This is a genomic window from Microbacterium sp. Leaf203, from assembly GCF_001421275.1.
GTDB classification, from domain to species: domain Bacteria; phylum Actinomycetota; class Actinomycetes; order Actinomycetales; family Microbacteriaceae; genus Microbacterium; species Microbacterium testaceum_A.
The window spans coordinates 162039-186597 of sequence record NZ_LMKF01000022.1; the positions used below are offsets into that span (position 1 = coordinate 162039).

The 24559-nt window shown below is 72.2% G+C and carries 17 protein-coding genes; 6 read left to right on the forward strand and 11 right to left on the reverse strand.

The window, feature by feature from the left end:
• The first annotated feature begins 83 nt into the window (after positions 1-83).
• Entirely contained in the window at positions 84-1622 is a 1539-nt protein-coding gene (locus tag ASE56_RS02010; protein ID WP_056224466.1) for a molybdopterin-dependent oxidoreductase, read from the forward strand.
• Positions 1623-1706: 84 nt separating this feature from the next.
• Here ASE56_RS02010 and rocD read toward each other — a convergent pair whose 3' ends face one another.
• From rocD to ASE56_RS02030, 4 genes are all read right to left on the reverse strand, one after another.
• Entirely contained in the window at positions 1707-2924 is a 1218-nt protein-coding gene (rocD, locus tag ASE56_RS02015; protein ID WP_056224468.1) for an ornithine--oxo-acid transaminase, read from the reverse strand.
• Complete coding sequence (gene ddaH / locus ASE56_RS02020; protein WP_056224470.1) at positions 2921-3805, reverse strand: dimethylargininase; 885 nt, start codon at positions 3803-3805, stop codon at positions 2921-2923. Before ddaH ends, rocD begins: the two co-directional genes overlap by 4 nt.
• A 241-nt stretch (positions 3806-4046) precedes the next feature.
• Positions 4047-5561 (reverse strand): alpha-N-arabinofuranosidase, encoded by a 1515-nt coding sequence (locus ASE56_RS02025; protein WP_056224473.1) that lies wholly within the window; start codon positions 5559-5561, stop codon positions 4047-4049.
• A gap of 201 nt (positions 5562-5762) precedes the next feature.
• Complete coding sequence (locus ASE56_RS02030; protein WP_056224475.1) at positions 5763-9476, reverse strand: proline dehydrogenase family protein; 3714 nt, start codon at positions 9474-9476, stop codon at positions 5763-5765.
• Positions 9477-9700: 224 nt separating this feature from the next.
• On the opposite strand from ASE56_RS02030, the gene ASE56_RS02035 reads away from it, so the two are divergent.
• Positions 9701-10801 (forward strand): S1 family peptidase, encoded by a 1101-nt coding sequence (locus ASE56_RS02035; protein WP_235556906.1) that lies wholly within the window; start codon positions 9701-9703, stop codon positions 10799-10801.
• 247 nt (positions 10802-11048) lie between these two features.
• On the opposite strand, the gene ASE56_RS16460 is transcribed toward ASE56_RS02035, so the two are convergent.
• Positions 11049-16556, reverse strand: a complete 5508-nt coding sequence (locus ASE56_RS16460; RefSeq protein ID WP_082450279.1) for an alpha-L-arabinofuranosidase C-terminal domain-containing protein — start codon at positions 16554-16556, stop codon at positions 11049-11051.
• A gap of 265 nt (positions 16557-16821) precedes the next feature.
• On the opposite strand from ASE56_RS16460, the gene ASE56_RS02045 reads away from it, so the two are divergent.
• Positions 16822-17799 (forward strand): acetylxylan esterase, encoded by a 978-nt coding sequence (locus ASE56_RS02045; protein ID WP_056224477.1) that lies wholly within the window; start codon positions 16822-16824, stop codon positions 17797-17799.
• Between the two features lie 13 nt (positions 17800-17812).
• Here the strand turns inward: ASE56_RS02045 and ASE56_RS02050 are convergent, their stop codons facing one another.
• The gene (locus ASE56_RS02050) at positions 17813-18373 is read right to left on the reverse strand and encodes an acyl-CoA thioesterase (RefSeq protein WP_056228042.1); all 561 of its coding nucleotides are present in this window, start codon (positions 18371-18373) and stop codon (positions 17813-17815) included.
• A 142-nt stretch (positions 18374-18515) separates the two neighbouring features.
• Between ASE56_RS02050 and ASE56_RS02055 the strand changes: the two genes are divergently transcribed.
• Positions 18516-19022 (forward strand): GNAT family N-acetyltransferase, encoded by a 507-nt coding sequence (locus ASE56_RS02055; protein WP_056224479.1) that lies wholly within the window; start codon positions 18516-18518, stop codon positions 19020-19022.
• 1 nt (position 19023) lies between these two features.
• The gene (cofE, locus tag ASE56_RS02060; protein WP_056224481.1) at positions 19024-19800 is read left to right on the forward strand and encodes a coenzyme F420-0:L-glutamate ligase; all 777 of its coding nucleotides are present in this window, start codon (positions 19024-19026) and stop codon (positions 19798-19800) included.
• Positions 19801-19915: 115 nt separating this feature from the next.
• On the opposite strand, the gene ASE56_RS02065 is transcribed toward cofE, so the two are convergent.
• Genes ASE56_RS02065 through ASE56_RS02085 form a run of 5 tightly spaced genes read right to left on the reverse strand, consistent with a single transcriptional unit; the run spans position 19916 to position 23942 of the window.
• On the reverse strand, positions 19916-20512 hold the full coding sequence (locus ASE56_RS02065) for an energy-coupling factor transporter transmembrane component T (protein WP_056224483.1): 597 nt from the start codon (positions 20510-20512) through the stop codon (positions 19916-19918).
• The gene (locus ASE56_RS02070; protein WP_056224485.1) at positions 20506-21189 is read right to left on the reverse strand and encodes an energy-coupling factor ABC transporter ATP-binding protein; all 684 of its coding nucleotides are present in this window, start codon (positions 21187-21189) and stop codon (positions 20506-20508) included. The genes ASE56_RS02065 and ASE56_RS02070 overlap by 7 nt, the downstream gene beginning before the upstream one ends.
• On the reverse strand, positions 21186-22271 hold the full coding sequence (locus ASE56_RS02075) for a thiolase family protein (protein WP_056228044.1): 1086 nt from the start codon (positions 22269-22271) through the stop codon (positions 21186-21188). Before ASE56_RS02075 ends, ASE56_RS02070 begins: the two co-directional genes overlap by 4 nt.
• A gap of 4 nt (positions 22272-22275) precedes the next feature.
• Positions 22276-23349, reverse strand: coding sequence for a class I adenylate-forming enzyme family protein (locus ASE56_RS02080; RefSeq protein ID WP_056224488.1), 1074 nt, complete (start codon positions 23347-23349; stop codon positions 22276-22278).
• Positions 23346-23942, reverse strand: a complete 597-nt coding sequence (locus ASE56_RS02085; protein WP_056224490.1) for a biotin transporter BioY — start codon at positions 23940-23942, stop codon at positions 23346-23348. Before ASE56_RS02085 ends, ASE56_RS02080 begins: the two co-directional genes overlap by 4 nt.
• A 54-nt stretch (positions 23943-23996) precedes the next feature.
• Between ASE56_RS02085 and ASE56_RS02090 the strand changes: the two genes are divergently transcribed.
• Entirely contained in the window at positions 23997-24551 is a 555-nt protein-coding gene (locus ASE56_RS02090; RefSeq protein WP_056224492.1) for a TetR/AcrR family transcriptional regulator, read from the forward strand.
• Positions 24552-24559: the final 8 nt, after the last annotated feature.

The window sequence follows — 24559 nt, forward strand, 5'->3', positions numbered from 1 at the left end:
ACAGGCCGGAGCGACGGATGCCGGTTGGCTGTGAATACCGCGCGCCCGGCGCCCGAGCGCCCGGCGCTCTCTAGGCTCCCTTCGTGACCCCCGCATCTTCCCGCCGCCGCGACCTCGCAGCGATCGTCGCGTCCATCGCCGCCACCGTGTTCGGCGCCGGCCTCGGCGAGCTCGCCGCGGCGATCGTGTCGCCCACCGCGAGCCCCTTCGCAGTCATCGGCGGCGGCATGATCGACCTCGCTCCGGCCTGGGCGAAGAACCTGGCGATCGACCTGTTCGGTACGGGTGACAAGGCCGCCCTGCTCGTCGGCATCGCGGTGCTGCTGCTGATCGTCGCCGGGGTCGCCGGCGTGCTCGAGCGCCGGAAAGCCCCGTGGGGACGCGTCGTCCTCGTCGCACTGGGCGTGATCGGCGCGATCGTCTCGATGACGCGGGCGGATGCCGGGACGTTGTCGCCCCTGCCCTCGCTCGTGGCGGGGGCGGCTGCCGCTCTGGTGACCGGGCTGTTGGTCGCCCGGCTCCGCCGGCGTTCCGTGCAGACCCCCGCCGACGACGGCGTCTCGCGCCGCAGCGTGCTCGCCCTTTCGGGCGTGGCCGTGCTGGCCGGGGTGCTGGCCACCGCCGGGTCCTTCGCGCTGAGCGGGGGTGCGCGAGCGGTGAGCGCGATCCGAGCGGCGCTGCGGCTGCCCACCCCTGCCACCACGACGACGGTTCCCGCCGCCGCCGACCTCGGCATCGACGGGCTCGCGTCGGTGATCACGCCCGCCTCGGACTTCTACCGCATCGACACCGCGCTCGTCGTGCCCCAGGTGGACCCCTCGACCTGGACCCTGCGCGTGCACGGTCTCGTCGAGCAGGAGGTCGTGCTGCGGTGGGACGACCTGGTCGCCCTCCCTCAGCAGGAGACCGTCGCGACCCTCGTGTGCGTCTCGAACGAGGTGGGCGGCTCCCTCATCGGCACCGCGCGCTGGCTCGGCGTGCCCATCCGCGACATCCTCGCCCCCGCGAAGCCGACCGCCGAGGCCGACATGGTGCTCTCGCGCTCGGTCGACGGGTTCACGGCATCCAGCCCCCTCGAGGCCCTCACCGACGACCGCGACGCGCTCTTCGCGATCGGAATGAACGGCGAACCGCTGCCGATCGAGCACGGCTTCCCCGTGCGCATGGTGGTGCCCGGTCTGTACGGCTACGTCTCGGCGACCAAGTGGGTCAGCGAGCTCGAGGTCACCCGTTTCGACCGCGCCGAGGGCTACTGGACCTCGCGCGGCTGGTCGGAGCGCGGACCCGTGAAGCTGCAGTCGCGCATCGACGTGCCCCGCTCGGGCGCGCAGGTCGCCGCGGGCGACACGGTCATCGCCGGGGTCGCGTGGCAGACCCACGTCGGCGTCTCAGGTGTCGAGGTGCAGGTCGACGACGGGCCCTGGCAGAAGGCGTCGCTCGCGACGGCGATCTCGGCCGACACGTGGGTGCAGTGGAGCCTGCCGTGGAACGCCGAGAGCGGCTCGCACGTCATCCGCTGCCGCGCGGTGTCGGCCACCGGCGAGACCCAGACCTCCGACACGGCCGCTCCCGCGCCCGACGGCGCGACGGGCTGGGATCAGCGCACGGTGTCGGTGGTCTGAGCCCCCTCGCGTGAGGGGTCATCTTCGGTCGCCTGGGGTGTCCGGAGGCGACAGGAATTGACCCCTCGCGCGGGGAAAGCGCGCTCAGCCCGCGAGCACGTGCCGGATCTGCTCGACGGCCCAGTCGAGCTCGGTCGCGCGGATCGTCAGCGGCGGGGCGATGCGGATCGTCTGGCCGTGCGTGTCCTTCACGAGCACGCCGCGAGTCAGCAGCTTCTCGGCGACCTCGCGACCCGTGCCGTACGACGGGTCGATGTCGACGCCGGCCCACAGACCCGCGATGCGCACGGCGGTGACGCCCTGGCCGACGAGGGTCTGCAGAGACGCCTCGAGGTGCGCCCCCAGCGCCTTCGCGCGGGTCTGGAATTCTCCGGATGCCAGCATCTCGACGACCCGCAGACCCACGGCCGCAGCCAGCGGGTTTCCCCCGAAGGTCGACCCGTGCTCACCGGCGTGGATGACGCCGAGCACGTCGTCGTCCGCGACGACGGCCGACACGGGCAGGATGCCGCCGCCCAGCGCCTTGCCGAGCAGGTACACGTCGGGCACGACGCCCTCGCGGTCGCACGCGAAGGTCTCACCGACGCGTCCGAGGCCCGACTGGATCTCGTCGGCGATGAACAGCACGTTGTTCGCCGTGCAGATCTCGCGCACGCGCTGCAGGAACCCCTCGGGCGGGATGACGACGCCGGCCTCGCCCTGGATGGGCTCGAGCAGCACCGCGGCGGTGTTCTCGTCGATCGCCGCGGCGATGGCATCCGCGTCTCCGTACGGCACGTGGACGAAGCCCGGAGCGTACGGACCGAAGTCGTCGTGCGCCGTGGGGTCGTCGCTGAAGCCGACGATCGTGGTCGTGCGGCCGTGGAAGTTGCCGTTCGCGACGATGATGGTCGCGGCATCAGGGGCGATGCCCTTGGTGCGGTAACCCCAGGCGCGCGCGACCTTGATGCCGGTCTCGACGGCCTCGGCGCCGGTGTTCATCGGCAGCACGGTGTCCTTGCCGCAGAGCTGCGCGAGCGCCGTGGCGAAGGGCCCGAGACGGTCGTTGTGGTACGCGCGGCTCGTGAGCGTCAAGCGGTCGAGCTGCTCGCGCGCGGCCGCGAGGATCGCCGGGTGGCCGTGGCCGAAGTTCAGCGCGGAGTAGGCCGAGAGCAGGTCGAGGTAGCGCTTGCCCTCGACGTCGGTGACCCACACGCCCTCGGCGCGCGAGACGACGACCGGCAGCGGGTGGTAGTTGTGGGCGAGGTGGGCGCCCTCTTCGGCGATGAGACGGGCGCCGAGGTCGTCGACGGTGGTGCTCATCGGGATCCGCCTCGCAGTTCGAGGGTGCAGCACTTGATGCCGCCGCCGCCGAGCAGCAGCTCGGAGAGGTCGACCATGACGGGGGTGTAGCCGCGCTCGCGCAGCTGCGCCTCGAAGCCGACGGCACGCGGCGAGATGATCACGTTCTTGCCGTCGCTGGCCGAGTTGAGGCCGAAGACCGCGCCATCGGCATCCGCCACCCGGATGGCGTCGGGGTAGCGCTCGCGGAGGATCGCCTGGCTCTTCTCGTCGAACGCGGTGGGGAGGTAGGCGATGTTGGCCTTCTCGACGCCGCCCGGGCCTTCGACGGGGTCGAGCACCGAGATCGCGGTGTCGAGGTGGTAGAAGCGCGGGTCGGTGAGCGTCAGCGACACGACCTCGCGCGAGAAGACCTCGCCGACCTCGCGGTGGCTGTCACCGGTCGAGCGGAAGCCGGTGCCGGCGAGGATCGTGTCTCCCACGAGGAGGAAGTCACCCTCGCCCTCGTTGACCTCGACGGGCTCGGCGACCTCGAAGCCGTTCGCCGCGAACCAGTCGATGAACGCGGGGGCCTCGGCGGCACGCTCGCGGAAGCGGAACTTCGGGCCGTACGCGATGCCGTCGATCACGAAGCCGCCGTTGGCCGTGTAGACCATGTCGGGCAGACCCTCGAGCGGGTCGATGAGCTCGATCTCATGCCCGAGCGAGACGTAGGTGTCATAGAGCGCCTGCCACTGCTGCACGGCGAGGTTCGTGTCGGTGGGCCGCGAGGGCTCCATCCACGGGTTGATGCTGTAGCTCACCGTGAAGTGCTCGGGGCGGCACATGAGGTACCGGCGGTGCTGCTGCACGCGCGCGCCGGTCGAGGACTCGGCGGCGGTGGCGGTGGGGGTAGCGGACATCTCTGCTCCTCGGAGGAAAGGTGCGGCGGACGCTGTCCTGGGGCCCGGTGGCCCTTCGAACCCGTGCGGCGCTCATCGGATCGATGTGGCGCCGTGCGGGGAAAGGTCGGTCCGGGCACGCCGGTGTCATTCTCGCACGCGCCCGCACGCGAGAGCGAGTGGCGCGGCGCGGCGGCCCGCCGCGAAGAGGGTCGCCCTTCACGGAGACGCCCGCGAAGGGCGACGACCGCTGACGCGCGACTCAGCCGACCCGGCGCAGCGACACCGCAGCCCACGCGACCGGCGGCAGAGTCAGGGAAAGGATGCCGTTCCCCAGGCGCGTCTGCACCGTTCGCGGCCGTACGCGTTCGGGGTCGTCGAGAGTGTTGGACGCCCCGGGGTCGTCGTCGTGCAGCAGGTGCGTCTCGACCACCTCGACCTCGCCGAAGGCGCTCACGTCGATCTCGAGGTCCACCGGTCGTTCGAGGCCGCGGTGGACGAGGAACACCGCGACGGCTTCCGCTGCGTCGTCGACGGTGGCCACGGCATCCACCGCGGAAACCGTGCCGTACCGCGCCGTGTCGATCGTGGGCGCCTCGACCCGCAGACGCACCGCCTCGCCCCGCGCGATGCGCGAGGTGAGGGCGAAGGGGAAGAACGTCGTCTGGCGCCACGCGGGGCCGCCGGGCTCGGTCATGATCGGGGCGATCACGTTCACGAGCTGTGCGAGCGAGGCCGAGGCGACGCGATCGGCGTGTTTCACCAGCGAGATCAGGAGACTGCCGAAGACGACGGCATCCAGGACCGAATACACGTCTTCGAGCAGGCGCGGCGCGATGGGCCAGTCGTCGATCGCGGTGGGCTTCACGGCGTCGACGCGGTCGATGTACCAGACATTCCACTCGTCGAACGAGATGTCGATCTTCTTGCTGCTGCCGCGGGCGGCGCCGACGTGGTCGGCGGTGGCGACGACCGCCTCGATGAAGCGGTCCATGTCGACGGCCGAGGCGAGGAACGAGGCCGCGTCGCCGTCGTGCTCCTGGTAATACGCGTGGCACGAGACCATGTCGACGTCGTCGTAAGTGTGGGTGAGCACCTCGCGCTCCCACTCCCCGAACGTGGGCATCGCGGCCCCCGACGACCCGCACACGACCAGTTCGATCGAGGGGTCCATCTGCCGCATGCCCCGGGCGGTCTGCGCCGCGAGCGTGCCGTAGTCGTCGGCCGAGCGGTGACCGAGCTGCCACGGTCCGTCCATCTCGTTGCCGAGGCACCACACGCGCACGTCGAACGGCTCGGCGCGGCCGTTGTCGATCCTCCGCTGCGACAGGGCGGTGCCGCCGGGCACGTTGCTGTACTCGAGCAGGTCGAGCGCCTCGAGAACACCGCGCGTGCCGAGGTTGACGGCCAGCATGAGCTCGCAGCCGGCCTTGTCGAGCCAGTCGGCGAACTCGTGCAGGCCGACCTCGTTCGTCTCGGTCGAGTGCCACGCGAGGTCGAGACGGCGGGGGCGCTGCTCACGCGGGCCGACGCTGTCTTCCCAGCGGAACCCCGACACGAAGTTGCCCCCGGGGTAGCGGATCATCGACACGCCCAGCTCGCATACGAGCTCGAGCACATCGGTGCGGAACCCCTGCTCGTCCGCCGCCGGGTGGCCCGGCTCGTAGATGCCGTCGTAGACGTGGCGACCGAGGTGCTCGACGAATCCGCCGAACAGGCGTCGGCGCACGGGGCCGATCGCGAAGCGGGGGTCGACGGTCAGGTGGGCAGCGGTCATCGGTGCTCCTCGAGGTTTCGACGAACGCTACCCCGGCCCGGGCGTCACGCTAAACGTTTTCGAAACCCCGTGCGGGCGGCCGAGGACGCGTCCCTTCGGCGAAGCCGCACGAAACGGGCGCCGATCACGTGCGTCCTCGGCGAACGAGGGCGTCCTCGGCGCCCGGGCGGGGCTCAGCCGGCGCCGAGGACGGGACACCGCTCAGATGACCGCGGCACTCCACGCGTCGACCGCACCGAAGCGGAACGCCCCGATCGACACCGCCTGCTCCCGCAGGAACGGCAGCAGCTCGAGGCGACCCGCGGTGGTGACCTCGTTCGCGTACACGGTGAGCGAGACGTCCCCGCCGACCGTCTCGGCGACGGCCGCGCGCAGCGCGGCGACGGTGTCGGCCGGTCCCACCAGGCGCAGGCGACCCGGTCGCGGGGCCGCGACGAGTGTGTCGGCGTCGTCGGCGGCGGCATCCGGGATGCCACCCGCCAGGCGCTGCAGCCACTCGGCATCGCTCTCGACCGACACGGCGACACCGCTCTCGCCCAGCAGGTGCCGGACCGCCGCGGGCAGCCCCACCGGCGTGCTGAGGCTGAAGGCCGACCCCGACCGGACGGCGGCGACGAGGACGCGCAGGACCGCCTGCCACGCGGCGTCGGCGGTCGCACGCACGGCCACGTCGACCGGCCGGTAGCGACGGAGGTTGCGCTCGACGCCCAGGCGCGAGACGTCTCGCACGCGACCGAACTCGCGGTCCCACGCGACGGCGTCGGCGAGCGCTCCGCGACGGAGCCAGTCGAACGCCTCGTACGACAGGGTGGGCTGGGCCGCCTCGATGAGCGCCGTGATCCGCGAGTCGAGGCCGCGCAGGTGCAGGGTCGACGACGACGCCCCGCCCGTCGAGGGGCGCCACGAGCCGAGGGTCACGAGGCGGTTCGGCCCGCCCGACATGGCGCCGTCACCGGCGGACGCCTCACCCCAGCCGCCGAGCGGCTCGCGTTGGATCACCGCTCCGGTCGAGGGGCGGTTCACCCGCAGGACGGCCGCCTCGACGCTGTCGAGCCAGAGGTCGAGGTCTGCCTCATCGCGCGTGTGGAGGCCCGCCACGAACCCCGATCCGATCGCGTTCTGCAACTCGATCGCGCGGGTGACGGTGGGAGCGTGCAGGATGCCGAGCACCGGCGCCGCGACCGCGGCCCGGGTCAGGTGGGAGCCGGCGGTGACGCCCGTGCGGACGCCGGGCGACCAGAACCGGCCGGCCGTCTCGGGCCCGAGGTCGAGCTCTCGCGGCTCCACGAGCCACCGCTCGCCGTCGCCGAGGACGGTCAGGGCGCGCCGCACCTCTCCCGCGGGTTCTTCGACGAGCGGGCCGATGTCGGACAGCGGGTCGTCGGAAGGTCCCACTCGCAGCGACGAGACGGCATCCTTCAGCTGCTCAGTGAAGCGCGTGGACCGCCCGACGGCGCCCACGAGGATCACGAGCGACACGGCCGTGGCGGCCTGACCGGCGCGCGCGAAGGCGCCGCTCACGATGTCGGTCACGGCGGCGTCGAGGTCGGCCGAGGGGGCGACGATCGCGACGTTCCGTCCGGCCGTGAACGCCTGCACGGGCAGCGCGGGGCGCCACGCGGCGAAGCGTTCGGCGGTGGTGCGCGCGCCGGCGAGCAGCACACGGTCGACGCCGGGGTGCGCGATCAGGGCCCGCCCGGACGCGTCTTCGTTGAGGTCGACATAGGCGAGCAGGTCGCGCGGTACTCCCGCGGCCCACAGCGCCTCGGCCACGACGGCTCCGGCACGACGAGCGCGCGGCGAGGGTGTGAGCACCACTCCGGACCCCGCGACGAGAGCGGCCAAGGTCTCGGCGGCGCAGAGGCCGACGGGGGCGTTCCATCGGGGGGCGACCACGCTCACCCGATCGGGCACGAACACGGCCCCGGGGACGCGGTCGAGTTCTTTCGCCGTCGCCGCGTAGTAGGCGGCGGCATCCACCGCCTGGCTCACTTCGGCGTCGGCTTCGGAGAGCAGCGCCCCTCCCTCCGAGGCGAGCACTTCGATCACCTCGGCGCGGCGCTGCTCGAGTCTGCGCGCGGCCGACTGCAGGACGGCGGCGCGGTCCGCGGCGGCGAGCGCACCCCACGACTCGGCGGAGGTGCGCACGCGGTCGATCACCGCGTCGAGTCCCGCCTCGTCGTCGACGCGCCCGGCGGCGGCGGTGGCGTCACCGGCGGTCGAGTCGGACACCCGGCCCAGGACGGCGACCGCCCAGGCACGGTCGGCGGGCACGGTCGGATCGGTGTCGGCGACGTTGCGGAACCCGGGAGCTCCTCCGGCGAGCTCGGCGCTCTCGCGGGCCGAGAACACGGCCGTGTCGACGAACGACTGGCCGCCGAAGAGCATCTGCTGCACGTCCGGTCCCAGGGCGGAGGTGTCTGCGGATGCCGCGGCCTCTCGCGCGATGCCCAGCACCGCCTGCGTGAGCCCGGGCTCGGCGGCGTCGTCGCCCACGCGTTCCCGCAGGATCGCCGGATCGCCCTCGACTCCGCGCCGTGCGACGCGCGCGGCGGGCCCGGGGAGCTCGGCGGCGGCGAGAGCGCGACGCACCCGGGCCGCGATCGACGCGGTTTCGGGTGCCTCGACGGCACCCGGGGGGTCGGCGTCCACTTCGTCTGCGCCGGCGGGCGGATCGGGCACAGCGAGGGGAAGGTCGGGCGCTCCGGACACGGCTCGCGCGTATCCGGCGGCGAGGCGGGCGACGACGGTGTCGAGGTCATCGGGATGCGCGGCGGGGGCCGTCTGCACGTACCCGTCCCCCGGCAGCCAGGCGGTGGTGTGCGGCAGCGCCAGCACGATCTCGGTCCCGACCTCCGCCGCGAGGGCGAGCGCGAGGGCGGCGCGCTCGGGGTCGGCGGTGGCGACCTCGACCGCGAACCCCTCCTGCCCGCGCGCGCTCAGCGCCTCGCGCAGGCCGCGCACGAGCGCGGCGTCCACGTCGTCGCGCGCCGTGACCGAGGGGGCGGGCCACCCGTGGCGCGCCGCCGAAACGGCATCCGGGGTCTCGATGACGGCGTCGCTCAGCCGCACCGTCAGGCGGGCACCGCCCGCGGAGGTGCGAACGCGCGCCCACGCCGACAGTTCGCGGACCGCGGCGGCCGTCTCGGCGACGGCGATCGGCACCTGGATGCCGGCCCGCAGCCCGGTCAGACGGGGCTCCTCGAGCACGCGGGTGAGCACGGCGACGGTGAGATCGACGTCATCGCGCCCCTCGGCGACGAGGGTCACGTGCGTGCGCGCGGCGACCGCGTCGAGGAACACCGGCAGCAGGCGCTCGGCCGCGTGCTCGACCTCGGCGTCGAAGGCCCACGGCGACGGCGCGACCACGACGTCGGAGATCGCGAGCGAAATCCGCTCCACGTCCTCTCGAACGAGCAGCGATCGGATGCCGTCGAGCCGGCGTCGCGCCCCGGCATCGCCGACCACCGCGGGGCCGACCAGGCGCACCTCGACCGGGGATTCGAGAGCCTCGAGCGACGGCCTGAGACGCTCGGGCCGCGCGTCGAGGACGAGGACCGAGACGAGATCGCGCAGAGCCCGACGCGCGATCGGCACGGCGGGACTGGGCAGGACGGGGGCGACGGCGCCGCCCACCTGCAGAGCGCCGCGGACGAACCAGTTGAGCGACGTCGGCAGATCGTCGACGAGGCGGTGCAGGGCGGAGGCCGCCGAGGTGAGGGACTCCGGGCGCGAGATCCCGTCGATCGCGGCGGCCAGGAAGTCCGCCGCGGCGGGGTCCGTGGGCAGCGCGCCACGACGGGGCGAGGCGGTCGGTGGCGTCCGGCGCGAGAGAGTCCCGGCGATACGAGCGGCACGGCCGGGGAGGTCCGAGGAGAGCGCGGAAACGGGGGTGCCGGAGTCGTTCGTGCTCATGCCCGTCAGCCTAAACACCGCGCGCGTGGCACCTCGGCGGCCCGCCGCGCAACCCGAGGATCGGCCGCCCGCGACTGCCAGCGATCTTGTTGGACTCCGATCAGATATTCACAGGAAATCCTTCGCTTTTCGTCTGGCTCGTGTTTGTATGGCGGTGGGTACCCCGCCATTTATCCCCCTGGATGGAAGGTCACTCCAACGTGAACCGCATATCGAAAACCGTCGTGGGCGCAGCCGCCCTCGGCCTGTTCCTGACCACCGCCGCCACTGCCCCCGCGCTGGCGCAGACCCCCACGTCGTCGCCCGACGCGGCCGTCGACGGAGTCGACGCGCAGCTGCTCGAGGCGATGGCCGCCGACCTCGGCACCGACGTCGCCGGCGCGCAGGACGTCCTGCGTTTCCAGGCCGACGCGGCCGACACCGCCGACGACGTCGCCGCCGTCGCGGGCGAGGCGTTCGCGGGCACCTGGCTCGACGAGTCGACCCGCACCGTGTACGCCGCCGCCACCACCGACGCGGCCCGCGAAGCCGCAGCCGACGCGGGCGCCGTGCCCGTCGCCGCCGAGCATTCGCTCGACGATCTCGAAGCGATCGCCGCGAAGATCGAATCGAGCACCGTGCCCGATGTCATCCCGTCGTGGTGGATCGACGTCGAACAGAACGACCTCGTCGTCGACGTGGTGGCCGGCGGCGACCAGGCCGCGACCGACTTCGTCGCCACCCTCGACGCCCCCGCCGGTGCCGTGCGACTCGAGACCGGGGCCGAGGCCCCTGAAACGTTCGCGACGATCCAGGGCGGTGTCGCCTACAACATCAACAACCAGAGCCGCTGCTCCGTGGGCTTCGCGGTCCAGGGCGGGTTCGTCACCGCCGGCCACTGCGGCGTCGCGGGCGACAGCACCACCTACGGCACCTTCCAGGGCTCGTCGTTCCCCGGCAACGACTACGCCTGGGTGAGCACGCCGACCCACACCCCGGTCGGATCGGTGACCAATTACGCCGGCGGCAGCGTCGCCGTGAAGGGCTCGACCGCAGCCGCGGTCGGCGCGACCGTCTGCCGCTCGGGCTCCACGACCGGCTGGCACTGCGGCCAGATCCAGGGCTTCAACTCCACGGTGCGCTACGCCGAGGGGTCGGTCTCAGGCCTGATCCGCACGAACGTCTGCGCGGAGCCGGGCGACTCGGGCGGCTCGCTCCTCGCGGGCAACCAGGCCCAGGGCGTCACCTCCGGAGGCTCGGGCAACTGCTCGACCGGCGGAACGACGTACTTCCAGCCCGTGAACGAGATCCTGCAGACCTACGGCCTGCGCCTGCTCACGAGCTGATCCCCCTCCGGGTGTACCCCGTTGCCCGGTCGCCTCACGGCGGCCGGGCAACGTTCTTTTTGTTTCCGAGCAGGGTTGCCCGGTCGCCTCACGGCGGCAGGGCAACGTTCTTGCTTGTTCCAGACCGAGGTTGCCCGGTCGCCTTGCGGCGGCCGGGCAACGTTCTTCTCGTCGGAGGAACGCCGACGCCCCGGCCACCTCTCGGCGACCGGGGCGTCGTTCGTTCCTTCTTGCGGGCGGCCCGGCCTCAGCCGATCGCCCGGCGGCGGCGCTTCAGAGCCGCCCCGATCAGCACCGCGAGCAGTCCGAGGGCGAGGGCCGCACCCGAGACCACCCCACCGGTCACCGCCAGCGGCGACGGGGCCGAACCGGCCGATCCGCTCGGAGCCGCGGGAACGACGGGGGTGGTGCCACCCGCGGCGGCCCGGACCTCGATTCCCACCGCTGCCTCGACCCCGCCGATACGCGCGATCACCCGGTGCGCGCCCGCAGGGGTGTCCGCGGGGAGGGTGACGTTCACGAGGAACGCCCCACCGGCATCGGTGCGGACCGCGCCCAGCTGCACCGGAGTGGAGCGCAGTTCGAGCTCCCCGTCGGCGTTCGCGGGCCAGCCCGTTCCCGACACCGTCACGACGCCCCCGGCGACGAGGTCGCCCGAGACCGACAGGGTCGGGTCTCCGGCGTTCGCGCCGACCGCGGTCGATCCCGTCCCGCTGATGTTGCCGGCCACGTCGACCGCTCGGTACGACACGGTGGTCGCCCCCGCACCGACGCTCACGACCGCCTGCGCTCCGGACGCGGTCGTCCAGGTCGCCGCGTCGCCGACGCGGTACTCCAGGCGCGCCACTCCCGACCCGCTGTCGCTCGCGGCGAGCGTGACCGTGCGGGCTGCGGCATCCACCGTCGTGGTCGTCGTCGGGGCCGTGCGGTCGACCTTCACCGTCGCCGTGACGAAGGGCGAGACGTTCCCCGCGGCGTCGGTGGCCTTGAAGGTCACGTTCGACGTCCCCTCCGCCGGGGTCACCGCGCCGGTGTACGTCGCCCAGGTGTTCCCCCCGTCGGCGCTGACCTCGAGGCGCGGTGCCTGGTCGATGTCGTCGGTCGCCGTGGCCGTGATCGACGGCTGCGACACGTACCACCCCTCGGCGCCATCGGGCGAGACCGGATCCGTTTTCACAGCCACCGTCGGCGCCGTCTTGTCGGCCGGACGGGTGTGCATCCGCACGAACGTCACCGAGTACGGCTCGAACGAGTGCGTGAAGGTGCTCGAGACCGGCATCTGCGAGGTCTTCGGAGCCACGGGCGTCGAGGTCGCCGTGTTCAGCGCCGTCGGGGCCGCCTGCAGGGTCGTCACGTCCGCGGTCGGGAGCACGGTGAGCCCACCGAGATCCACCTTGGTCACCGCGGCCTTGGCCTGGGCGTTGACGACCTTGAGGATCACGTCTCCGTTCGTGTCGTCCGTCGTCATGACCTGCGCGAACGGTTCGACCGCCGTGTTGGTGAACTGCCCCTGCTGCACGCCGTCGGCGAAGAGGGTCACCCGGGCGCCGCGCACCTGGATGCGCAGGTCGTAGGTCCGACCGGTCTCGACGCGGGGGGTGCCCGTGTCCGCCACGATCGACTTCGCCCCACCCACGGCCTTCTCGACGACGCTGCGGGTGTTGCCCCACCCGCCGAGGTTCCACCACAGGTAGTCGGCCGACCCCTTCACGCCGAAGCCGACGAGGAAGCCCTCGGCACCGGCGAGCTTCGTGGCCTTGAGCGAGACGTCGTAGTCGGTGGCGGTCAGTGCGGGACCGGCGACGAGCGTGTTGTTCGCCGTCGTCGAGGACTGCACGTAGCTGCCGTCGGCGGCCGACCACGATCCGGCGCCCGCGAGCTTCGACCACCCGTCGTCGTTCTTGTCGGCGAAGTCGTCGGAGAAGAGCGTCTTCCCGTCGGGCGTCGTCACCTTCACGTCGTCGTACCGGGCCGAAGTGCTCCACGTCGACAGGCCGACGGCGCCGGCGAGATCGGTGGATGCCAGATCCCCGCCCGCCGTGGTCGGAACGACCCGGTCGCCGACGTTGCTCATGAAGAGCTTCTGCACCTCGTAGTTCGCCGAGCCCCACACCTGGTCGCGATCGAACCAGATCAGGTCGGGCCGCCACTGCGTGCTGCTGGTGTCGGCGAGCAGTGGCGCGTACGAGGCCATCTTGACGACGTCGGCGTTGCGCTCCAGGCCGGTCATGTACGCCGCCTCCGACAGCGCGTTGGCGAAGCGGTTGTCGAGCGAGGCGTACTCACCGATCCAGACCTTCGGACCCTGACGGTCGTAGGAGTCGTAGCGGTGATTGTTCGAGAGGAACCACGACGGGTCGTTGTAGTAGTGCTCGTCGACCATGTCGACCTTCTGGGCCCGGTTCTGCGCCCAGTGCTGATCGAACACCGCCCCGGTGTCGTCCGGGCCCGAGTTGCTGATCAGGATCATGTCCGGGTACGTGGCGGCGATGGCATCCCGGAAGGTCACGAAGTTCGCCATGAAGGCCTCGGGGTAGTTCTCTTCGTTGCCGATCTCGATGCGATCGAGGGCGAAGGGAGCGGGGTGCCCCATGTCGGCACGAAGCTTCCCCCAGGTCGTGGTCACGTCGCCCTTGGCGAACTCGATGAGGTCGAGCGTGTCCTGGATGTGTCGCTGCAGCTGCGCCGGATCGGTCGCCTGCAGCGCCTGCCCGCACCCGTTCAGGAGCGCGGGGACGTCGGGGACGGGTTTGGCGCCGATGTCCTCGGCGAACTGGAAGTACTCGTAGTACCCGAGGCCGAGGGACTGGTTGTACCCCCAGAAGTTGGCGTTGGTGGCACGGGTCTCGACCGGGCCGACGCTGTCCTTCCACTGGTACGAGCGCGCACGCTCGTAGTTGGAGCCGGCCGAGTAGTCGGCGTGGCTGTTGACGTTGACGATGCACCCGCCCGGGAAGCGGACGAACTTCGGGTGCAGGTCGGCGATCTTCTGAGCGACGTCCTTGCGCAGACCGTTGGTCCGCCCCATGAACGTGTCGCGCGGGAAGACCGAGACCTCGTCGAGGCGCAGGGTCCCGGTGCCGGCGGCCTGGACGAGTACGCGGGCGGCGTCGGTCGTGGCCGTCGCCGTCACGGAGCCGCGGTACTTCACCCAGCCGTCGCCGCCCACGGTCGCCGTGAACGGGTTCGACAGCGCGGTGCCGTCGGCCGAACGCAGCACGAGCGAGACGGGGGTTCCGCCGGTCGCCGTGGTCCGCGCCCAGAACGACACGTCGTAGGTCTCGTCTTTCGTAAGGGCCACACCCGTGTCGAAGCCGGCGTTCTCGACGCCGTAGGTCCCGGCCCCGTTGCGGAGGTCGAGCTGCAGGTACGTGCGGTTGCGCTCGTTCATGCGCTTGTCGTCGTTGACCGGCTGCGCCGAGCCCGCGCCGCCGCCGAGGGCCACCGGTGTCCACGCGGTCATCCCCGTGAAGCCCCGGTTATCGACGGGCAGGAATTCGAACGAACGGTTGCGGACGAGCTCGGCGTACAGGCCGCCGTCGGCCGCGTTGTTGATGTCCTCGAAGAAGACGCCGTACATCGCGTCGTCGATCTCGGCGCCCTTCGCGCTCGGGTCAGCCGTGATCGAGAAGTCCGAGGTCTCATCGGTCGGATACGCCGCGAGCAGTCGCTGCTGCTCGGCGGCGCTGATCGGCAGGACGGTTCCGTGGCGCGGGCGCGCCGGGAGGGTGGCATCCAGAACAGAGGTCCAGTTGCCTGACGCGATGTCGCGGGTCTCGAACATCATGTAGCCCTGACCGCCGTGGTAGCTCGGCTGGTCGATCAGCATGTACCAGTGACCGGGCTCGGCGTTGTCGGCGAACACCGTGGGACCCTCGCCATTGGTGAACGTGCCGCCCCAGGGGTTGGGCTGTCCGACGCCGATCTGCTCCTTCACGAGCTGCCAGCCGGGGCTCGACGTCGTGGTCGGAAGCGATCCGGTGACCGTGGCGGTGAGCGAGGTCGAGCGCTCCTGGCGCACGGTCATCGACGCCTCGTCCTTGATGAAGCGGTAGTAGGTGTCGCCGTCGCGCACGACGGTGGCGTCGATAGTGCCCTTGCCCGCGCCGCGCTTGACGTCGACCCAGGGCTGCGGCTCGCTGAAGGTGACGAAGTCGCGAGTGGTGACCATCATCATGCGGTTGTAGGTGTCGGCCGCCTTGCGACCCGTGGTGGACGCGCTCGGGTAGAGGTTCGAGGCCCAGTAGACGACGTACTCCCCGCGGTCGGCGTCCCACGTGGCCTCCGGCGCCCAGGTGTTGCCCGCGAACTCGCTCGAGACGGTGATCTGGCGCAGGGGGCTCCACGTCGTGAGGTCGTCGGACTGCCAGACGTTGAGCTTGCGGCTGCCGACCTCTTGCGCGCGGCCGAAGTCGCCGTTGTAGAGGTCGAACATGTTCAGGTCGGTGGAGAGCATGTAGAAGCGGTCCCCGTCGGGCGAGCGCATGACGAACGGGTCGCGGATGCCCTTCTCCCCCTGGTCCGAGGTCAGGACGGGCGTGCCGTCGTTGAGGGTGAGCCAGTTCTTCGGGTCGTCCCCGCGGCTCGTGGCGAACGAGATCTCCTCGTCGGTGGTGGTGCTCTCCCCCGTGAAGAAGGGGAAGAAGTAGCCCTCGAGCTTCTGGGCCGCCGGCTTCGGCTGCACGATGAGCTCGATCTCGCGAGTGGTCTGGCTGGAGCCCTTCGCGATCGTGGCGGTCAGTTTCACGGTCACGGCGGCGGATCCCGTGGCGGGCCGGGTGACCTCGCCCGTGGCGGTCACGACCTGCGCGTTCGACGACGACCAGGACACCGTCGTCCCGTTGGTCCCGGTCGCGGGCAGCGTCACGTTGCCGCGCACGTCATCGGCATCCCGGATCGAGAGGGCCTGCGCGGCGGTGTCCACGTCCTGCTGGTTCGTGGGGGTGCCCTGTGCGACGAGCGCCTTGACGTCGTCGTCGCTGAGCGCGCTGTCGAAGACGGCGACGTCGCGGACGCCGCCCTTCCACACGCGGTCGGGGTACGAGGAGCGCCCGATGTAGGCGACCAGGCCCGAGCCGAACTCGGCGACCGAGCGCGAGGTGGCGACCGTGCCGATCTTGGTGCCGCCGAGGTAGGCGGTGATCGAGGTGGGGGTGATCACGGTGGTGTACAGCGCCCACTCGGAGGTGGCGGAGGGACCCGGGATGCCGCGGGCTCCGTCCGTCGGCGCGATCCCCCGCTCGAGGGTCCAGGGCTGAGCGATCCGTGGTCCGTCCGTCAGCACCGACTTGACCTGGCCGGCCGGGTTGGCGGGGTTCAGCAACCAGTACTGCTGGGGGAGGTTCTCGGTGGTGCCGAAGAACATCGCCGCCTGGTTGCCCGCTCCGGTGCGGTCCTGCAGCCAGGCCGAGACGGTGACGGTGCTCTTGCCGTCGAAGAGTCCCGTGGGCAGTTCGACGTAGGCGGCCGAGGAGCCCGAGGCTCCGCCCGGCAGCGAGAGGGCGTCTCCGTCGACGCTCGAGCCGGTGCCGCGGATGACCGCGTCGCGTCCGTGCCCCGAGGAGTCGGGGACCGTGGTTCCGGTCGTCGCGGCGAAGTCGTACGACGCCAGCGGCGTGGGCAGCGGCGCCGCCGAGGCGGCGACGGCGGGGACCAGGCCGCTCAGGACGACGGCGGCAGCCGCGACAAGCGAGCCCGCGCGTCGCACGATGCCCCTCCGACTCCGGTCCTCGGAAACAGGTCGTGACAGCACCATGCTCGTCCTCCTCGACGATGGGTGTCCGGCGGGGGCCGGCGCGACGTGAGCATCTCAATGTGAGCGCTCACTATTCGCAATATTGGAGGCGGCTGGGAATGCTGTCAAGAATGACGTGCAACGTTGGACCGCAGAAGCGGCGAGAATGTGAAGCCTCACATTTGTTGCCGACGACGCGGAATCCACGCGCGCTGAGCGGGGGCCGCCGCCCCCGGTGACGCCACCCGTTGCTACTGTCGGTTCGCCCCGGACACCAGGAGGAACCATGGCCGTCACCTTCACCGACATGCCGATCGAGCTTCTGCGGGCCTATCGCCCCGCCCTCGAGGCACCGGCCGATCTCGAGGCGTTCTGGGAGACCACGATCGCCGAGGCGCGCGCTGCGGCTCGGCCCGCCACCCTGACCCCGATCGACGCCCCCGTGCGCGCCCTGAGCGTCTCGGACCTCACCTTCACCGGCTTCGACGGCGACGAGATCCGCGGCTGGGTCGTGCGCCCGCATGGCGACGCGCTCCTGCCCGCCGTCATCGAGTACATCGGTTACGGCGGCGGCCGCGGCCTGCCGGGAGAGCGTCTGAACTGGGCGACCGCCGGCTACGTGCACGTCATCATGGACACCCGCGGCCAGGGGTCGACGTGGAGCGTCGGCGACACCCCCGACCCCCACGGCTCGGCGGCCGCTTTCCCCGGCGTCATGACGCGCGGCATCCGGGATCCGCACGACTACTACTACCGCCGCCTGTTCACCGACGCCGTGCGCCTGGTGGACGTGGTGCGCGAGCTCCCCGGGGTCGATCCCTCGCGGGTCGCCGTCACCGGCGGCAGCCAGGGCGGCGGGCTCTCGATCGCCGCGGCGGCCCTCGCGGGCGACGCGGTCGCGGCGGTCCTGCCCGACGTGCCCTTCCTGTGCGACTTCCCCAACGCCATCACGCGCACGCCCTCGGCGCCGTTCACCGAGATCACGCGCTATCTCGCGGTGCATCGCGACAACACGGCGAGCGTGCTCCGCACCCTGTCGTACGTCGACGGCGCGATCCTCGCCCGACGCATCACCCAGCCCGCGTTCTTCTCGGTGGCGTTCATGGACGACGTCGTGCTGCCGTCGGGCGTCTTCGCCGCGTTCCACGCCCTCGCGTCGGACGATGCGGCCATCGAGGAGTATCCCTACAACGGCCACGAGGGCGGCGGGCACCGCCACTGGATGAAGCAGGTGGCCTGGCTCGACGCCCGCTTCGGCATGTGATGGCGAGTCCGCGTCACTCCCAGACGCTGGGCGCCGGGCGCTTCGTCGACGGGAGGGCCGAGCCCGCCGCCCAGTCGTGCACCCACGGCTCGATGTCGGGCAGGCCCTCGGGACGCCCGACCGCGGCGAACAGCTCGTCGTGCGGGACCGTGCCGCCCGTGCGACGGAGGATGCGCGCGCGGATCATCGCGCGGGCGTAGATCTCGCCCTTCACCAGCGCGCGGTGCTCGAGGTACACCGCCCGATCGTCGTGGCCGATCAGTCGCGTCTCGAGCTCGAAGCGCTGCCCCAGCTCGAGGGAGCGGCGGAACGTGATCGTCTCGGCGGCGACCACCGCGTACCAGCCCTGCTTCGTCATCGCCGCGAGGAGTCCCGTGCGGGTCAGCAGGTCCCAACGCCCGAGGTCGAAGAGCGACAGGTAGCGGCCATTGTTCATGTGCCGCAGCAGGTCGATGTCGGTGGGCAGCACCCGGATGGACATCCGCGCGACGGTGTTGGGGTCGAGGGGGCCTTCACGACGAAGGCGACGGCGGGCACGAGCGAGCACCAGCAGGGTGCGCCAGAGGACGTTCACGAGGGGCGAGCGTAGCGATTCGACCACGGAACGGCGATGTCGTTGTGCGTCATCGACAACTCCGGCGCGGCGGCGCATAGCGCATCCGATGGCCGATCCGCCCCGATTTCACCCGCGCCGACGCCCCGCGTAGAGTCGCGCCATGACTGCGGAAGCCCGAACCGACATCGTCGTCCGTCCGGTAAGAGATGTGGATGCCGAGGCCCTCGGTCGCGTGCACGCCACCTGCTGGCACGAGACCTACGACCACCTGATCAGCAAGGCCGCCCTCGAGGCCGTCTCGCCGCGCCGCATGGCCGAGCTCTGGACCCACTGGGCCGCCCAGGGCGAGGACTACCGCATGCACGCGGCCCTCGTCGACGGCGAGATCGTCGGCTTCGTCGGCTCGGGTCCGGCCCGCGACGACGACGCTCCCCGCGAGCGCGAGCTGTACTTCATCTACCTGCTCGATGCGTACCACGGCACCGGCATCGGCCAGCAGCTGTTCGATGCCGCGATCGACGGCGGCGAGGGCGCGTACCTGTGGGTCGCCGACGACAACCCGCGCGCCCACCGGTTCTACCAGCGCAACGGTTTCGCCCTCGATGGTGACTCGCACACCGAGCCCTTCCTCGGTGAGGAGCTCACCGAGGTGCGCTTCGTCCGCTGACGTGCTGCAGATCTGGGCCCTCGACGGCATCCGCGAGATCACTCCGGGCGATGACCTCGTCCAGGTGATCGTGGATGCCGTCTCTGCGCGCGCGGACGACGACGGCGCCCTGCGCGACGGCGACATCGTCGTGGTCACCAGCAAGGTCGTCTCGAAGGCCGAGGGACGCGTCATCCGCGCCGACGACCGCGAAGACGCCATCACGCGCGAGACCGTGCGTCTCGTGGCATCCCGCACCTCCCCCACCGGGCACGTCACGCGGATCGTCGAAAACCCGCTCGGCATCGTCTCGGCCGCCGCCGGGGTCGACGCGAGCAACACCCCCGAGGGCACCGTGCTGCTGCTGCCGGTCGACCCCGACGCCTCGGCCCGCGCCCTCGCGACGGGGCTACGGGCCGCGACCGGAGCGCACGTGGGCGTGATCGTCACCGACACCCTCGGGCGCGCGTGGCGCGAAGGCCAGACCGATCACGCGATCGGAGCCGGCGGCATCCACGTGTTCGAAGACCTCCGCGGGACGACGGATGCCGAGGGCCGCCCCCTCGTGGTGACCCTGCCCTGCGTCGCCGACGAGATCGCCGCCGCCACCGACCTCGTCAAAGGCAAGGCCGCGCGCCGACCGGTCGCGATCGTGCGCGGACGCGCCGACCTCGTGGGCGACCTCGACCTGCCCGGCGCCCGCTCGATCGTGCGCGATCCCGCGCGCGACATGTTCCGCCAGGGCGCCGACGAGGCGTACGCCGAGGGCTTCGCCGCGGGGCGGGCCGCCGCGGGCTGAGCGCGGGCCGGGCAGCGGTCGCGGGGCGGTCGCGTCAGCGAGATCACCCCGGTTCGGGTGCACCGCACCGACCGGTCGAGCGGCGCCTGCGGCCCCGGCGAGACGGAGCGGGCCGTCAGCGTACCCCGCGGGCCGCGAGGGCTTCACCGAGCTGATCGGCATGCCGCAGTGCGAGCACGAGGAACGGCAGGACCGCGACACGGAGCGACGGTCGCACACCCCGCGCCCGCTGCGCCTCGCGCACCTCTGCGGCCAGTCGCGCCAGCACGGGGATCGTCGTCATCGTCACCGCGAGCAGCAGCGCCGTGCGCTCGGCATCCACTCCGATCCTCCCCAGCGGAGCGAGTCCACGCTCGAGGGCGTCGAGCATCGCCTCCGCCCGCGTTGTCAGCGGCAGCAATGCCGCAACGAGGAGAGCCGCCGCCACACGCGCCGTGTTCGCGACGGCGGGTTCGACGCCGAGGAAGATCAGCTGCCCCGCGGCCGTGACGACGACGACCCAGCGCAGGGCCCACGCCTGCCGCCAGAACTCCCGCGCCCCGACGCCCGAGGCCACGACGCACGCCAGCGCGACCGCCACCGCGACCCCCGCGGCCCACAGGGTGGTCGGCAGCATCGCGATGGCGAGAGCGATCGCGGCCACCGCGAGCATCTTCGGACCCGCGGGCAGGCGATGCACGATTCCCGTCGCGGGTCGGGAGCCGCTCAGCATGCCAGCGACTCCTCGTACCGGTCGACGACCCCGGATGCCGCGCCCGCGGCGACCACGCGACCGTCGGCGAACAGCACGGCCGCGTCGCACCGTCGAGCGAGGACGAGATCGTGCGTGACCACGAGGGCGCGGTGCGAACCGTCACCGAGCAGATGGTCGGCGATCCGGCGGGCGTTCCGGTCGTCGAGGAAGGCGGTGGGCTCGTCGGCGACGACCAGTGCGGGGTTTCGCACGAAGGCACCGCAGAGAGCGAGGAGCTGCTTCTGCCCGCCCGACAGGTCGAATGCCGGACGGTCGGCGAGCTCGGCCAGACCGAACCGTTCCAGAGCGGCGCTCACGCGCGCCGCTCGCTCGCCCCGCGCGAGTCGTTCGGGGCGGAGCGAGAAGGCGACGTCGTCGGCGACGACCGGCATGACGATCTGGGCGTCGGGATTGCTCAGCACGAGGGCCACACGACGACGGTGGGCCGCGGCATCCCGAGTCGGATCCTGGCCGAGCACCTCGAGCGAGCCCCGGGCACGCGGCACGAGACCCGCGACGACCCGGGCGAAGGTCGACTTTCCCGAGCCGTTGTCGCCCACCACGGCGATGGTGCGCGCATCGAGATCGAGGGTGACATCGTTCAGGACGGCCCGGCCGTCGAGGCTGACGGTCAGGTTCGAGCAACGAAGGGTCATCGCACGACCTCGAAGACCGCCGCGACACCGAGCCCCCCGCCGACCGACGCCGCGGCCAGTCCGATCGTCCCGTCCGCGGCCCCCGCACGCACCAGCCGGGCGAACAGTCGCACCACCGCGACGGCCCCGCTCGCGCCCCACGGGTGCCCGAGAGCAAGCGCTCCGCCGTCAGCGCAGACGCGCGGGTCGTCGTCACGGAGCCCGACGCGCGACAGCACGGCGATGCTCTGCGCGGCGAACGCCTCGACGAGCTCGATCGCGGCGAGGTCCCCCGCGGCGTGGCCCGTCCGTGTGAGCACGGCGGCGATGGCGGGAGCCGCCCCGAGACCCGGCAGAGCCGGATCGCTCCCCGTCATCACGGCAGCGCGAAGGGCGAGGCCGGGGCCGGCACCCGCCGGGGCGACCATCACAGCCGCCGCCCCATCTCCGATCCGGGTCGAGGATCCGGCCGTCACCGTGCCTCCGTCCACGAGAGGGACGAGTCTTCGCAACACCCGAGGGGACACCCCGGCCCCCTCATCGCGGGTCAGTCCGCCCACCGGGACGATCTCGGCCCGGAACCTCCCCTCCCTGTCGGCGTTCGCGGCGCGCGCGTGGCTGCGGCCCGCGAAGACGTCCTGACGCTCGCGAGTGAGCCCGTCGTGCCGCGCCAGGTCGTCGGCGGCCCGCACCATGTCGGGGTCGGCGAAGCCCGCCGGAGCGAAGGGAGCACGCGTGTACGGCACGCCTGCGAGCGCGCGCAACGGCGCGGTCGACGCGCTCTCCACCCCACCCGCGAGGCGCGCGATCCCGTCCACCCGCACCGCGTTCGCGGCATCCACGATCGCCGCCAGCCCGCTACCGCACTGCCGGTCGACGGTGCCGCCGGGCACGTGCGGACCCAACCCGGCCGCCAGAGCGGCGAGACGCCCGACGTTCCCGCCTGGCCCGGCGCAATTGCCCATCACCACGTCGGCGATCGGAAAGTCCCGAGCATCGCCCGCGACCGCCGACACCACTGCGGCACTCAGTGCGGTGACGTCTTGGTGGCGGAGCCCACGTCCCCGCAGGGCGAGAGGCGTGCGGCGTGCAGCGACGATCACCGGGTCACCCACGATCCCGTCCCGTCCCGGCCGCGATCCGCTCCACGTCGGCGCGCGCGGGCTTGCCCGAGAGCGTGCGGGGGATCGTGCCGAAGAACCACCGCCGCGGCCGGTGGGCGGGGACGAGCCGGGCGGCCGCCTCCCGCCGCAGATCGTCGGGGCCGGCCCCCTCCACCTCGACGAACGCGGCGATGAGCGCACCGACGCCGGGGCGCGGCATTCCGAACACGACGGCATCCCGTACTCCGGGGATGCCGCGCAGCGTCGCCTCGACCTCGTCGGGGACGACCGTCGCCGACGCGCTGAGGATCGCCCCGTCTCGCCTCCCGCGCAGGTGCAGGCCGCCGTCCCTCACCTCGGCGCGGTCGCCCACGGTGGCCCACCCGCCCGCGCGCTCGAGAGGGCCGCCCGCGCCCAGATACCCGAGGGCCACGAAAGGCGAACGCACCCACACCTCGCCGCCTCGCACATCGAGCTCGACGCCGGGAAAGGCCCGGAGCCCCTCGCCCGAGTCGATCGCGACGAAGGACAGCTCCGCGGCACCGTAGTACGACACGACCTCCACACCCGCGACCGCGGCTCGCGCGCGCAGAGCCGGGTCGAGGTGCGACCCGCCTACCAGCGCGCGTCGCGGAGCCCCACCGGCATCCAGGAGCGCGCGCAGGCCCTGAGGGGTCGCGTGAACGCACGTCGCGTCGACGTCGGCCCCCAGAACGGGGCGGGGACCGCCGGCGAGCGCGTGCGCGAGGGAGAAGAGCGTCAGGGATGCCGCCGGCGGAGCGGGCAGCGCGATCGAATCGTCCGACCCCGCGTCGAGAAGCGCCGCAACGGTCGCGAACGACGAGCTCCACGATGCGGCCGTGCGCAGCACCACGCGCGGGGCGCCGCGGCTTCCCGAGGTGAGCGTCGCCCAGGCCGCGTCGGCGGGCACCTCGTCCTCTCGGATCAGCGCCTCGACGTCGTGGCGCTGCGCGGCACTCCATCGGGGATCGGCGACCAGCACGGCCCGCCCGGCCGCACGGACCTCGGCGATGCGATCGAGAAGCCCGGGTGCGTCACCGTCGACGACGGTGATCACGCGGAGACGGCCTCCGGTGCGTGCGCGCCGAGCCTCCACGTGCGGCGGAAGCCCCGCGGATAGGCCCGGACCAGCGCGACGACGATCGCGGTCGCCACCGCAGCCTTCAGCAGGTCGCCGGGCAGGAATACGAGGCTCGTCAGGGCGGTCTCGCCGAGGGGAAGCCGCGTCACGAGGCTCTGCACCGGGATTCCGACCGCGTAGATCGCCACAACGCCGCCCGCGACCATCGCGAGAGCCGTCCGCCACAGCACGGGCCGCCGACCGCCCGCGTGCACCAGCATGCCGATGACCGCCGCGCCCAGGATCCACCCGAGTGCGTACCCCGCGCTCGGCCCGAGGAACACCGCGATGCCGCCACGACCGCCGGCGAGCAGCGGGAGCCCGACCGCGACGAGCGCGAGCAGCACGGTGACCGAGAGCGCGCCGAGCCACGGCCCGAGCACGGCCCCCGCGAGCATCACGCCCAGCGTCTGAGCCGTGATCGGCACGCCGCCGAACACCGGGAAGCTGCCCGGGAGCCCCAGCACGGCGATGAGCGCGGCGAAGACGGCGACGCGGGCGAGGTCGGTGGCGTCGAGGGTGCGAGTCATGAGGGGGCCTTCCTGAACGATGTTCACTGAACGGCGTTCACTATACTCATCCGCATGGCACCCCGAGGGCATACGGCTGACGACGTCGCGCGCACCGCTCTGCAGATCCTCGACGACCACGGCCTGCCCGACCTCACGATGAGACGTCTCGCGACCGCCCTCGACGTGCAGGCGAGCGCCCTCTACTGGCACTTTCCGAACAAGCAGTCCCTGCTCGCGGAACTGTCCGACCGGATCGTCGGGCGCATGGCATCCGGCCCCTCCGTCGACCTCGCGGCAGAGGCCCGCGCCCTGCGCGAGGCCCTCTTGGCCTACCGCGACGGCGCAGAAGTGGTCTCGAGCACGTTGGCCATGGGACTGGGGTCGTCGCTGCCGCACGATCGACTCGCGGCGACCGTGACCGCTGAGGGATTCGACGACGAGACCGCCCGCCGCGTCGCGACCACGGTGCTGCACTACGTGCTCGGCTTCGTGTGGCACGAGCAGCAGCGCCTGCAGTACGACAGCGCGGGGGCTCGCGCGGGCGCGGCGGGCGGACTCGCCGACGACGATTTCGCCTCGGGGGTGGACCTCATCGCCGCGGGGTTGCGGGCGCGCGGACGCGTCTGACGCGCCGG